At 51.4% G+C, this 12,842-nt stretch carries 14 protein-coding genes; 10 read left to right on the top strand and 4 right to left on the bottom strand.

Annotation, left to right across the window (positions count from 1 at the left end):
* Positions 1–7 precede the first annotated feature (7 nt).
* Positions 8–460: a GNAT family N-acetyltransferase gene (locus MUG06_RS00130; RefSeq protein ID WP_243077370.1), complete on the top strand. Its 453-nt coding sequence runs from the start codon at positions 8–10 to the stop codon at positions 458–460.
* A gap of 133 nt (positions 461–593) precedes the next feature.
* Positions 594–1,139, top strand: coding sequence for a spermidine N1-acetyltransferase (gene speG, locus MUG06_RS00125; RefSeq protein WP_215845816.1), 546 nt, complete (start codon positions 594–596; stop codon positions 1,137–1,139).
* Here speG and MUG06_RS00120 read toward each other — a convergent pair whose 3' ends face one another.
* The 4 genes from MUG06_RS00120 to MUG06_RS00105 form a co-directional block, all read right to left on the bottom strand.
* Entirely contained in the window at positions 1,140–1,559 is a 420-nt protein-coding gene (locus MUG06_RS00120) for a hypothetical protein (RefSeq protein ID WP_215845815.1), read from the bottom strand.
* A gap of 97 nt (positions 1,560–1,656) precedes the next feature.
* Positions 1,657–2,592, bottom strand: coding sequence for a homocysteine S-methyltransferase (mmuM, locus tag MUG06_RS00115; protein WP_243077369.1), 936 nt, complete (start codon positions 2,590–2,592; stop codon positions 1,657–1,659).
* Positions 2,582–3,997 carry an S-methylmethionine permease gene (gene mmuP / locus MUG06_RS00110; RefSeq protein ID WP_243077368.1) on the bottom strand — a complete coding sequence of 472 codons (1,416 nt, stop codon included), beginning with the start codon at positions 3,995–3,997 and terminating at the stop codon, positions 2,582–2,584. Before mmuP ends, mmuM begins: the two co-directional genes overlap by 11 nt.
* 136 nt (positions 3,998–4,133) lie before the next feature.
* Positions 4,134–4,469: a DUF2002 family protein gene (locus MUG06_RS00105; protein WP_031376461.1), complete on the bottom strand. Its 336-nt coding sequence runs from the start codon at positions 4,467–4,469 to the stop codon at positions 4,134–4,136.
* 152 nt (positions 4,470–4,621) lie between these two features.
* Between MUG06_RS00105 and MUG06_RS00100 the strand changes: the two genes are divergently transcribed.
* From MUG06_RS00100 to proX, 8 genes are all read left to right on the top strand, one after another.
* On the top strand, positions 4,622–4,939 hold the full coding sequence (locus tag MUG06_RS00100; RefSeq protein ID WP_215845812.1) for a DUF883 family protein: 318 nt from the start codon (positions 4,622–4,624) through the stop codon (positions 4,937–4,939).
* A gap of 299 nt (positions 4,940–5,238) precedes the next feature.
* The gene (locus tag MUG06_RS00095; protein WP_243077367.1) at positions 5,239–5,481 is read left to right on the top strand and encodes a redoxin NrdH; all 243 of its coding nucleotides are present in this window, start codon (positions 5,239–5,241) and stop codon (positions 5,479–5,481) included.
* A 4-nt stretch (positions 5,482–5,485) separates the two neighbouring features.
* Positions 5,486–5,899 (top strand): class Ib ribonucleoside-diphosphate reductase assembly flavoprotein NrdI, encoded by a 414-nt coding sequence (gene nrdI, locus MUG06_RS00090; RefSeq protein WP_243077366.1) that lies wholly within the window; start codon positions 5,486–5,488, stop codon positions 5,897–5,899.
* Positions 5,869–8,007: a class 1b ribonucleoside-diphosphate reductase subunit alpha gene (gene nrdE / locus MUG06_RS00085; protein WP_243077365.1), complete on the top strand. Its 2,139-nt coding sequence runs from the start codon at positions 5,869–5,871 to the stop codon at positions 8,005–8,007. Before nrdI ends, nrdE begins: the two co-directional genes overlap by 31 nt.
* A 23-nt stretch (positions 8,008–8,030) precedes the next feature.
* Entirely contained in the window at positions 8,031–8,990 is a 960-nt protein-coding gene (gene nrdF, locus MUG06_RS00080) for a class 1b ribonucleoside-diphosphate reductase subunit beta (RefSeq protein ID WP_215845808.1), read from the top strand.
* 388 nt (positions 8,991–9,378) lie between these two features.
* A complete protein-coding gene (gene proV, locus MUG06_RS00075; protein WP_215845807.1) occupies positions 9,379–10,575 on the top strand; it encodes a glycine betaine/L-proline ABC transporter ATP-binding protein ProV in 1,197 nt (398 codons plus the stop codon).
* Entirely contained in the window at positions 10,572–11,747 is a 1,176-nt protein-coding gene (gene proW / locus MUG06_RS00070) for a glycine betaine/L-proline ABC transporter permease ProW (protein WP_215845806.1), read from the top strand. The genes proV and proW overlap by 4 nt, the downstream gene beginning before the upstream one ends.
* Before the next feature lie 61 nt (positions 11,748–11,808).
* The gene (proX, locus tag MUG06_RS00065) at positions 11,809–12,807 is read left to right on the top strand and encodes a glycine betaine/L-proline ABC transporter substrate-binding protein ProX (RefSeq protein ID WP_215845805.1); all 999 of its coding nucleotides are present in this window, start codon (positions 11,809–11,811) and stop codon (positions 12,805–12,807) included.
* Positions 12,808–12,842 lie beyond the last annotated feature (35 nt).

Genomic DNA, 12,842 nt, shown 5'->3' with positions numbered 1-12,842 from the left:
GGACCACGTGTTTTCGATTCAACAAGAACCTTTCTCACCCTGCGCTGCCACGTTAATTGCCGCGTTAGATCACTGGCAAAACGCCCTTTACCCGCCCGAAAGTCAACATTGCACCGACCTCACGGCGCTCGCAGACGATGAGCTGATTCTGCTGATGGCGCGAGATACACAAGGCCGCGCAGTGGGATGTTTGTCGTTAATGATTCAGCCAAACGGTTTTGGTGAATTAAAACGTCTGTTTGTTGCACCCGAGATGCGTGGACAAGGTGTGGCAGAACAGTTGATGTCCGACATTGAAACGCAGGCGCGTGACGCCGGTTTACAGCAACTCAGACTGGAAACCGGCCTACATCATCACGCCGCGCTGCGATTTTACCAGCGTCTGGGCTATCAACGCTGTGCAGCCTTTGCGCCTTACGGTGACGATCCACTCGGCGTCTATCTCAGTAAAACGCTTTAATACGCCATTCCGCCCCGCTTCTCTGTGCGTTAGCCAGATTGAATGATGAGAAAGTCGCGGTTTAACGCCTTCATGCAAACGCGAAGCCGTAACGGCTATACTCGCGGCATTGATGACATAAAAGGAGTGAAAAATGACGGTTAAATTACGCCCGCTGGAAAGGGAAGATCTGCACTTTGTTCATCAACTGGATAACAACGCCAGCGTGATGCGTTACTGGTTTGAAGAGCCTTATGAGGCGTTTGTTGAGCTTTACGATCTCTACAACAAGCACATTCACGATCAAACTGAACGTCGCTTTGTGGTTGAGCATGATGGGCAAAAAGCCGGGCTGGTGGAGTTGGTTGAGATCAATCATGTCCACCGCCGCGCAGAGTTTCAGATCATCATCGATCCTACGCATCAGGGCAAAGGTCTCGCCAGCCAGGCGGCTAAGCTGGCGATGGATTATGGTTTCTCCGTGCTTAATCTTTACAAGCTCTATCTGATTGTTGATCAGGAGAACGAGAAAGCGATCCACATCTACACCAAGCTGGGTTTTGAGATTGAAGGCGTACTAAAGCACGAATTCTTTATCAACGGCGAATACCGCAACACCATCCGCATGTGTATTTTCCAGCACCAGTATCTGGAAAAGCATAAAACGCCAGGCGGCATGCTGCAACCTACCGCGCAGTGATTAACCGCGCGCGCCAACCGGGTTCATAAACGGACGTGGATGCTCTGGTTTAAGGTTGTACATGCCGCCATAGAAAGGATCGACCAGCAGCCAGCCAGGGAATCCGCCCAGCGGAATGTTACCTAACAGATACCAGAGGTTGGCGCGCGCCTCGATAGGCATCGTCACCGGCACATAGCCAGGACTTTCCAGCATCAGCAGATAATGTTTTTTACCGAAGTAACGGCCGGTTGATTTTTCCAGCTCAACGGTTTGCGGCGTGAATCCCTGAGCAACCGCGCGGCCGTTCTCATCCTGCACCGTGAAGCGTGCGCCCTGCGGCAGGGAATCGATGCGTACCGATTGGGTTTCGTTGCCGACAATGGTGGCACAACCGCTAAGCAGTAGTGCAGCGGCCAAAGCCAGAATTCGCTGTTTCATGAAGGGATCCACTAAAAGGTCAGGAAGCACAGTCTAAACTGCCCTTCCCGCCTTTTCACGCGTCTCAATCGCGCTATCATCGCCCGATTCTGCTGCCTTATTGCGGTTGACAACGGTGCGCGATAGCCGCGATGTCTTTCGGCGAGGTGCGACAGCAACCGCCAATGAGACGTGCGCCAGCGTGTTGCCATTCCGGTAATTTGTCATGCAAGGTGCAGCCCGAAGGCGCGGAGTGCCAGGTTTTGCTGCTGGCATCATATTGCTCGCCAGAGTTAGGATAAACCACCAGCGGTTTGTCGGTTAACGCCTGAAGCTGTTTCAGCGCAGGCGTAACGCTTTCCAGTGCCACGCAGTTAATCCCCAGCGCCACCACTTGCGGCTGTGCATCAAGATAGGCCACGACCTCGCTCAACGGGGTTCCATCACTGATGTGTTCCGCATCCCGCAGCGTGAATGAAAACCAGGCCGCGCTGTCAGGAAATTCCGTCAGCAACTTCACCAGCGCCTGAGCTTCAGCAAACGAAGGCAAGGTTTCACATGCCAGCAGATCCACGCCCGCTTCCAGCAGCGCTTTCACGCGTGGTCGGTGAAACGCCAGCATTTCCGCTTCCGGCAGTGCGTAATCACCGCGATACTCTGAGCCATCAGCCAAATAAGCGCCGTAAGGCCCAACTGAACCCGCCACCAGCAGCGTCTGGTGCGCGCTTTGCTGCGCAAGGTAATCCTGACGAGCACGTTTCGCCAGCTCAACGCTTTGCGTAATCAGCGCCAGCGATTGTGTTTCATCCAGACCTCGCGCCGCGAAACCCTGCGGCGTCGCTTGATAGCTGGCGGTAATCGCACAGCGCGCCCCGGCGGCGAAATAGTCATAATGCACCTGATAAATCAGCTCAGGGTTTTCCATTAATACCTTGGCAGACCACAGCGCATCAGCCAGATTGCAGCCACGCGCTTCCAGTTCAGTGGCCAGCGCGCCATCCAGAATCAGCGATTCAGATTCCGTTAGCGCCTGCGCGACAGGATTAAGCGACATCGTTGGCCTCCTCAGCCTCAGGGAATTTTTTATTTTTGTGCGTTATATGGTATGCGCCATAGCAAAGCAGCACAAACGGAATGCCGCACCATAAGGCGATGCGTTGAGTGGGATCGAATGCCAGACCTATACAGGCCATCAGGCAAAGCAGGAAGCCAAGAATCGGCGTCAGCGGATACAACGGTGCACGGTAAGCCAACGCGTTAAGCGACTTGCCTTGTTGGAGATGATGACGGCGGAACATGAAATGCGATGCGCAAATACTCAGCCATACTGCAACCACCGCAAAACCGGAAATCGCTGACAACGCCACGAACACCGTGTCTGGCGCAATCACGCTGGAAAACAGCGCTAACAGCCCGCCAATCATACTCATCGTGATAGCGAACAGCGGCACACCGCGTTTATTTACACGGGCAAAGGCGCGCGGCAGCGTGTTCTCATTGGCCAGCGACCACAACATACGACCTGACGCGTAAAGTCCCGAATTGGCGGCTGACAGAATCGCCGTCAGGATCACAAAGTTGATGATATCCGCCGCCCAGGGAATACCGATTTTCTCAAAAACCAGCACAAAGGGGCTTTTCACAATGCCCGCCTGATCCATGGGAATCAGCGCCGCCAACACCAGCACCGTACCGATGAAGAAGATGATCAGGCGCGCCACGGTGGTGCGAATCGCCAACGGCAGGACTTTCTGGGGATTCTGCGTTTCGCCCGCTGCAATACCGATTAGCTCGGTGCCGGAGAAAGCAAAGTTTACCGCAACCATGGTCATCAAAATGGGTAACACGCCATTTGGCAACCAGCCATGCGCGGTGAGGTTACTCAAACCCGGCGCGGCCGTGCCATCTTTCAGCGGGATAAAGCCGAACATCGCGCCCGCCCCAAGAATGATGAAAGCAATAATCGTGATCACTTTGATCAGTGAGAACCAGAACTCTCCTTCCGCAAAGAAGCGAGTTGAGATGACATTCAACAGATAAATGGCGATACAGAAGACTAAACACCAGATCCAGACTGGCACCTGCGGGAACCAATACTGCATGCAAAAACCCGCGGCCGTCAGGCTTGAACCCAGCGCCACCGTCCAGGTCAGCCAGTAAAGCCAGGCCACGGTATAACCGGTTGCCGGGCTAAGATAACGCGCAGCGTAAACGTGAAATGCGCCTGTTTCGGGCATTGCCACCGACAGTTCGCCAAGGCACACCATCACCAGCCAAACTACGAAAGCGCCAATCAAATAGGCCAATAATGTGCCTGCTGCGCCCGTGGTTGAAATAATGTAGCCGGTGTTAAAAAACAACCCAGTACCGATTACACCGCCCAGCGATAGCATCACCAGGTGGCGCGCTTTCATGGTTCTTTTAAAGGGATCCTGTGAAGGATTATTTTGCTCGCTCATAACTTTATCCGTATGGACGTCTAAACATCTATATCGAACAGCGTTATACGCGTCACAGCCAGGAATTGCAACGTGATGAAAGGTAAGGATTTGACAGCAGGCGGGTCAGAGCCCCGTCGCGGCGGGGCCTGATGCGTTAGCCAAAAACACTTTGCAGGTAGCGTTCAAGCGCCATGCGTGAACTGAAACCATGAGGAATACCATAATGTTCCTGCGAATCACCCGCCAGATAGAGCGGAAATTGGGTGTAATGATCACAGGTTTTCATTTCTGATGCCGGTTCAGCAAAAGGTTGGCTTTTCTCTTTTAGCGTCGGATGAATGACCAGCGCCGTGCGCCCCATTCGCGCTTCGCGATTAACATAAACGTAGTTGTCACCACGACGATATCCGTACGCGCGTGGCGTGATTTCATCCACTTCGAAACCCGCTTTTTCCAGTACGCGCGCTACCTCATCTGGTCGTAAATACATGCTTAATTCTCTCCTCTTCAAAAGCCTCGCAACCTTACAACAGCATGACAGACCTGGCGTTCGGAATTTTCCCTAAAGGCCACTCTCGCGTCTCGTTTAGCAAAAGGTCGTCTACACTCAGTATTACGTTTTAAATCAAAGGGAGCCAAAAAATGTTTAATCGAACCAGCAAAAACGATGACATTGATATTAATCAGGATGTGAACGAGCTCGCAGATTCACTCGAAGCATTGCTGAAATCTTACGGCAGCGATGCAAAAGATGAAGTGACCAACGCCCGCAGCCAGGCAGAGACACTGCTTAAGCAAACGCGCGCTAAACTCAATGGCAGCGGAAATCGCGTATCCCAGGTCGCACGCGACGCAGGCTATCAGGTTGACGCTTACGTGCATGACAAACCGTGGCATGGCGTGGGTATCGGTGCAGCAGTAGGTATCGTGCTGGGTGCGCTGCTGGTTTCTCGCCGCTAACACCTAAAGTATTGACTAAGCCTCGCATTTTGCGGGGCTTTTTTATGCCTGTTTTTTGACCTGATCTCTTTACAAAATAATTTTTCAAATGCGGAAGGCGCATGGCAACTGGCGTTAGCCGCTTTCTGGCAGTGCAAATCTCAAATCCCTATATATAGTGCGCTTGATCTCCACAAACACTACATCTAGTATTTAGCTCATCAGCACGACACAAGATGTCAGCAAGGACGAAGCCCACAGCAAACGGTATTTGCTTCGTATCTCGCGACCTGAACCCTTTACAGAGAGGAATACGAATCATGCGCATTATTATTTACACCAAAAACAATTGTGTCCAGTGTAATGCCACTAAAAATGCCATGGATCGTAACGGCATCGATTATCAGTTGATCAATCTCGATAGCCAACCCGAGGCTATCGACAACCTAAAATCGCTGGGTTATCGCCAGGTTCCAGTGGTTATGGCGGATAACGATCACTGGAGCGGTTTCCGTCCCGATAAAATCGCCAGCCTCCGTCAGCTTGCCGCTATCGGCGGATAACGTCATGTTCCCACTGGTCTATTTTTCCAGCCAGTCGGAAAACACCCATCGATTCGTGACCCGACTGGGCTTGCCCGCCCGCCGCATTCCGCTTGACGCGAAACAACAGTTGCACATCGACCAGCCTTATATTCTGGTGGTGCCCAGCTATGGCGGCGGGAGCAGCCGTGGCGCTGTACCCAGGCAGGTCATTCAGTTTCTCAATGATGAAGCTAACCGACGCGGTATTCGCGGCGTCATTGCTGCCGGTAACCGCAACTTCGGCGAAGGATATTGCCTTGCGGGCGACATCATTGCGAAGAAATGCCAGGTTCCCCGTCTCTACCGATTTGAATTGATGGGAACCCCCGAAGATATCGCTAATGTAAAAGCGGGAGTAACCCAATTTTGGCAACAACAGACACCCTCAATAATCTGACGCTGGATTATCATTCGCTCAATGCCATGCTGAACTTGTACGATGCCGATGGCCGTATCCAGTTCGACAAAGATCATGAAGCGACGCGCCAGTTTTTCCTGCAGCACGTTCAACCTAACACGCTCGCCTTTGATTCGGCCGCTGAGCGTTTGCGCTACCTGGTGGCGGAAGGTTACTACGAAGCAGATGTGCTTAATCAATACGATTTCACTTTCTTGTGTGCTATCCACGACGAAGCCGATGCCTGGGGTTTTGAGTTCAAAACTTTTCTCGGCGCCTGGAAGTATTACACCAGCTACACGTTGAAAAGCTTCGATGGCAAACGCTATCTGGAAACCTTTGAACAGCGTGCTTGCATGGTGGCGCTGACGCTGGCGCAGGGTGATGAAGTGCTGGCGCGTGCGCTGCTGGAAGAGATCCTCAGCGGCCGTTTTCAACCTGCAACACCGACGTTTCTAAACTGTGGCAAACAACAGCGCGGCGAACTGGTTTCCTGTTTCCTGCTGCGTATTGAAGACAATATGGAGTCGATTGGCCGGGCGGTGAACTCTGCGCTGCAACTTTCGAAGCGCGGCGGCGGCGTGGCTTTTCTGTTGTCCAACCTGCGTGAAGCGGGTGCCCCAATCAAGCGTATTGAAAACCAATCTTCCGGCGTGATTCCGGTGATGAAAATGCTTGAAGATGCGTTTTCTTATGCTAACCAGCTGGGTGCGCGTCAGGGCGCAGGCGCAGTTTGGCTCAACGCGCACCATCCCGACATTTTCCGTTTCCTTGATACAAAACGTGAAAATGCCGATGAAAAGATCCGCATTAAAACCTTGTCGCTTGGTGTCGTTATCCCCGATATCACTTTCCAACTGGCGAAAGAAAACCGCCCGATGGCACTGTTTTCACCGTATGACGTTGAGCGCATTTATGGCCAGGCATTTGGTGATATCAGCATCAGTGAGAAGTATGACGAAATGTTGGCGGACGATCGCATCCGTAAAACCTATATTCAACCCCGCGACTTCTTCCAGACGCTGGCTGAAATCCAGTTTGAATCGGGTTATCCCTACATCATGTTTGAAGACAGCGTAAACCGCAGCAACCCAATTGCCGGTCGCATCAACATGAGCAATCTCTGTTCTGAGATTTTGCAGGTCAACAGCGCCAGCGAATTCAATGACGATCTCGGTTATCGCCGCATCGGTAAAGATATCTCCTGCAATCTCGGTTCATTGAACATTGCGCATGCGATGGATTCCAACGATTTGGCACGCACAGTGGATGTCGCCGTGCGCGCGCTGACGTCGGTGTCGATGATGAGCCAGATCGATTCGGTGCCTTCGGTCGCCGAAGGGAATCGTCGATCACATGCCATTGGTTTAGGGCAGATGAATCTGCACGGTTATCTGGCGCGTGAAGGCATCGCCTACGGTTCACCTGAAGCGTTGGATTTCACCAATCTCTACTTCTATTGCGTAACCTATTATGCGCTGCGTACCTCAAACCATTTGGCGGAAGAGCATCAGCAAACGTTTGAGGGTTTTACCGCGTCGAAATACGCCGATGGTAGCTACTTTGATAAATATTTGCAGCGCGAATGGTTGCCGCGTACCGAACGCGTGACACAGCTGTTTGCAGAGGCTGGCTTGACGTTACCGACGCATACCGATTGGCTGGCGCTACGTGACGCAGTTATGAAACACGGTTTGTACAATCAAAACCTGCAGGCGATTCCGCCAACCGGTTCGATTTCATACATCAACCATGCGACCTCCAGCATTCACCCTATCGTGTCGCGCATCGAGATTCGTAAAGAGGGCAAAACGGGCCGTGTTTATTACCCCGCTCCATTTATGACTAATGACAATCTCGAACTGTATCAGGACGCTTATCAGATTGGCCCGGAAGCGATTATCGATACTTACGCTGAAGCGACGCAACATGTTGACCAAGGCTTGTCATTGACGCTGTTTTTCCGCGATGACGTCACCACGCGCGACATCAATAAAGCCCAGATCTATGCGTGGAAGAAAGGCATCAAGACGCTGTATTACATACGACTTCGTCAAATGGCGCTTCAAGGCACAGAGGTTCAAGGCTGCGTTTCTTGCGCGTTGTGATGAAAACTATTGAACTGAAAATTATGAAACTAAAACAAATTCAAGCGATTAACTGGAACCGCATTCAGGACGATAAAGATCTTGAGGTGTGGAACCGCCTGACCAGTAACTTTTGGCTGCCAGAAAAAGTGCCACTGTCCAACGACCTGCCCGCCTGGCAGTCGCTGGATAAGCAGCAGCAGCAGCTGACGATCCGGGTGTTTACTGGCCTGACGCTACTCGACACCATTCAAAACGTGATAGGTGCGCCAGGGCTAATGGATGATGCGATAACGCCGCATGAAGAGGCGGTACTGTCGAACATCAGCTTTATGGAAGCGGTACATGCACGCTCCTACAGCTCCATTTTTTCGACGTTATGCAATACCAATGATGTGGATGCCGCTTACGCGTGGAGCGAACAGAATGAACCGCTGCAAAACAAGGCGCGTATCATCCTTGAACATTATCGTGCCGATGATCCGCTAAAGAAGAAAATCGCCAGCGTGTTTCTGGAATCATTTCTTTTCTACTCCGGTTTCTGGCTGCCAATGTATTGGTCGAGCCGCGGCAAACTCACCAATACCGCCGATTTGATTCGCCTGATCATTCGTGATGAAGCCGTACACGGTTATTACATCGGTTATAAGTTCCAAAAAGCTTTAGAAAAGGTCGATGAAGGCCGCCGCGAAGAGCTGCAACAGTTTGCTTACGATCTGCTACTGGCGTTGTATGAAAATGAGGTAGCCTACACCGACGCGCTGTATGCCGATGTGGGCTGGGCTGATGAAGTCAAAACCTTCCTGCATTACAACGCCAACAAGGCGTTGATGAACCTTGGCTATGAAGCGTTATTCCCGGCGGAGTTGACCACGGTTAACCCAGCAATTCTTTCTGCACTTTCACCTAACGCAGACGAAAACCACGACTTTTTCTCGGGTTCAGGTTCTTCGTACGTAATGGGAAAAGCGGTAGAAACCGAAGACGAAGACTGGAACTTCTAATTTCCCCAATCGGGCCATTTTAGGCCCGAATAATTCTGCATTACACCCCGCATTCATTCGCAAAATCCCACTCTATTTTTTTTAATATATCCGTTCAATTAAATCATCATTTCACCGCCCACTCTGCTGCAATACGGCCTCTCTTTTAGCCGCTTTCACAACCAAACAGGCCGAAACAGGATTAAATTCGCTTTGCGATTTCAAAAAAAATAATTCAGCCGCATCCCTTACAGGCACTAGGAATATTCGCCATTGACACGCTTTCAGGGCGCGCCAATATCTGACTCAGGGTTGTCAGATAATCTGAGTATGCTACGGTATGGCCTGCTTAAATTTCATCGGGAAAGCAGTTTGATATTAAAAAATTTAACCAGGATTGTATTACTGCATGGCAATTAAACTCGAAGTAAAAAATCTCTATAAGATATTTGGCGATAATCCAGAACGCGCCTTTAAATACATAGAAAAGGGAGAAGGAAAGGACGTTATTCTCGAGAAAACCGGTTTATCTCTCGGGGTTAAAAATGCCAGTCTGGCCATTGAAGAAGGCGAGATATTCGTCATCATGGGGTTATCCGGCTCAGGAAAATCGACCATGGTTCGCCTTCTCAATCGTCTGATAGAGCCCACTCGCGGCCAGGTCATCATTGATGGTGTCGATATTGCCAAAATATCGGACAGCGAACTGCGTGAAGTGCGCAGAAATAAGATCAGCATGGTATTCCAGTCATTCGCGCTCATGCCACATATGAACGTGCTAAATAATACGGCTTTTGGCATGGAATTAGCGGGTGTTGATGTTGTTGAACGCCAGGAAAAAGCGTTAGATGCGTTACGTCAGGTCGGCCTGGAAAATTATGCTCATGCTTACCCCGATGAACTTTCTGGTGGTATGCGTCAACGCGTTGGATTAGCCCGCGCATTAGCCATTAATCCTGACATATTATTAATGGATGAAGCCTTCTCTGCACTTGATCCGCTTATTCGCACCGAGATGCAGGATGAGCTGGTAAAATTACAGGCTAAACATCAGCGTACCATTGTATTTATTTCCCACGATCTTGATGAAGCGATGCGTATTGGCGATCGCATTGCCATTATGCAAGGCGGTGAAGTGGTTCAGGTGGGAACGCCGGATGAAATCCTCAATAATCCGGCCAATGATTATGTGCGCACCTTCTTCCGCGGCGTGGATATTAGCCATGTTTTCAGCGCCAAAGATATTGCTCGTCGCAGCGCTGGCGCGTTAATTCGCAAAGCGGCTGGTTTTGGTCCTCGTTCCGCCATTAAATTGCTGCAGGATGAAGATCGTGAATATGGCTACGTGCTGGAAAAACAGAAATTTGTCGGCGTTGTTTCAACCGATTCACTTAAAGCGGCTTTAGCGGCGGGAGAAGGCCTCGACAGCGCCCTGCTCTCGCTTCCTGCTGCGGTTCCTGCGGATACCTCGCTGAATGATTTGCTCTCGCATGTGGCTCAGGCGCCTTGCGCCGTGCCGGTTATCGGAGAAGAGAATCAGTACGTCGGTATCATTTCAAAGAGCATGTTATTACGCGCTTTAGATCGTGAAGGAGCCCAGCAATGAGTAAAGATGCAAGCAATCCGTGGGACGCTGCCAGCACACCCGCACAAACACCCCCACCAGCAGCCGATCAAAGCAGCGATCCCTGGTCAAGTCCAAGCAATGCAACATCGCCTGCCGACAGCAGCAATGCTGCAACACCAAGCGATGGAGGCGGCGCTGATGCATGGGGTGCTTCAGGCAGCAGCGGTGGGCATGATGCCGCAGCCAGCAGCAGCGACTGGTTAAACAGCGCGCCTGCGCCGCAGCCCGAGCATTTCAACCTGATGGACCCGTTTCATAAAACATGGATTCCGCTCGATCATTGGGTAACTGAAGGGATTGATTGGGTAGTGACCCATTTCCGTCCGCTGTTCCAGGGCATTCGCGTACCGATTGATTACATTCTCAGCGCGTTCCAGCAGATGCTGATGGGTATGCCTGCGCCAGTAGCGATTGTGCTGTTTGCACTTATCGCCTGGCAAATTGCCACGCCGGCAATGGGAATCGCTACGCTGATTTCACTGATTTTGATTGGTGCGATTGGTGCATGGTCACAAGCGATGGTGACGTTGGCGCTGGTCTTAACCGCGCTGCTGTTCTGTATCCTTATTGGATTGCCGTTGGGGATTTGGTTAGCGCGCAGTGAGCGTGCGGGACGTATTGTGCGTCCGCTGCTGGATGCGATGCAAACCACACCCGCCTTCGTTTATCTGGTGCCGATTGTGATGTTGTTCGGTATCGGTAACGTGCCTGGCGTCGTGGTGACCATTATCTTTGCTTTGCCGCCCATTGTGCGCCTGACCATCCTTGGCATTAAACAGGTGCCTGCCGATCTGATCGAAGCGAGCGAATCTTTTGGTGCCAGCCCGCGTCAAATGTTGTTCAAAGTACAGTTACCGCTGGCGATGCCAACCATCATGGCGGGTGTCAACCAGACACTGATGCTGGCGCTGTCAATGGTGGTTATCGCGTCGATGATCGCCGTGGGCGGCTTGGGACAGATGGTATTACGCGGTATTGGTCGTCTTGATATGGGCCTCGCCACTGTTGGCGGCGTGGGCATCGTGATCCTCGCCATTATTCTTGACCGACTCACGCAATCAATGGGCCGCGATAGCCGCAGCCGTGGCAATCGCCACTGGTATTACTCTGGCCCGATTGGCCTGCTTTTATCCCCTTTCCGCAAAAAATGATTTTTCGGGCGGCACGCTGTGCCGCCAGCCTTGAAGCGACACCTAAAAATAAGGAATGACTATGCGCAAGACAGCTCCTCTGCTCGCCGCCGTGTTAACGACTTTCGCCGTTTCACACGTCTCCGCTGCCGACCTGCCAGGCAAAGGCATTACAGTTAAACCGGTTCAAAGCACCATTTCTGAAGAGACTTTTCAGACACTGCTGGTTAGCCGTGCGTTAGAGAAACTGGGTTACACCGTCGAAAAACCGAGTGAAGTCGATTACAACGTTGGCTACACCACCATTGCTGCGGGCGATGCCACATTCATCGCGACCAACTGGAAACCGCTGCATGATGATATGTATAAAGCGGCTGGCGGCGATGCAAAATTTTATCGGGCAGGAACTTATGTTACAGGTGCCGCGCAAGGCTACCTGATTGACAAGAAAACGGCTGAACAGCACCACATTACAAATATTGAGCAGTTGAAAGATCCGAAAATTGCCAAGCTTTTCGATACCAATGGTGACGGCAAAGCCGATATGACAGGCTGCACACCGGGCTGGGGCTGCGAAGCGGTCATTAATCATCAGATCAATGCCTTCGGCCTGAGCAATACGGTGGAGCACAACCAAGGTAATTACTCTGCGATGATTGCCGACACCATCACGCGCTTCAAGCAGGGTAAACCGGTTCTCTATTATACCTGGACACCGTATTGGGTCAGCGATGTATTAAAACCAGGCCGTGATGTGGTGTGGTTACAGGTGCCTTTTTCATCCATGCCGGGTGAACAGAAAAATGTCGATACCAAGTTACCGAATGGCTCAAACTACGGCTTCCCGGTGAACACCATGCATATCGTGGCAAACAAAGCCTGGGCTGAGAAAAACCCAGCCGCCGCGAAACTGTTCTCCGAAATGAAACTGCCGCTGGCCGATATCAACGCAGAAAATGCTGCTATGCACGATGGACAATCTTCTGAAGATGCTATCAATGGTCACGTTGATGGTTGGATCAAAGGCCATCAGGCTGAATTTGATAAATGGGTAACCGATGCCCAGGCTGCTGCTAAATAAAAAGCCACACAACGATCAAGGGCGGAACTTTCCGC

The organism is Pantoea sp. MQR6, from assembly GCF_022761075.1.
Classification (GTDB): Bacteria; Pseudomonadota; Gammaproteobacteria; order Enterobacterales; family Enterobacteriaceae; genus Pantoea; species Pantoea phytostimulans.
This window is presented reverse-complemented; position numbering and strand designations above follow the sequence as displayed.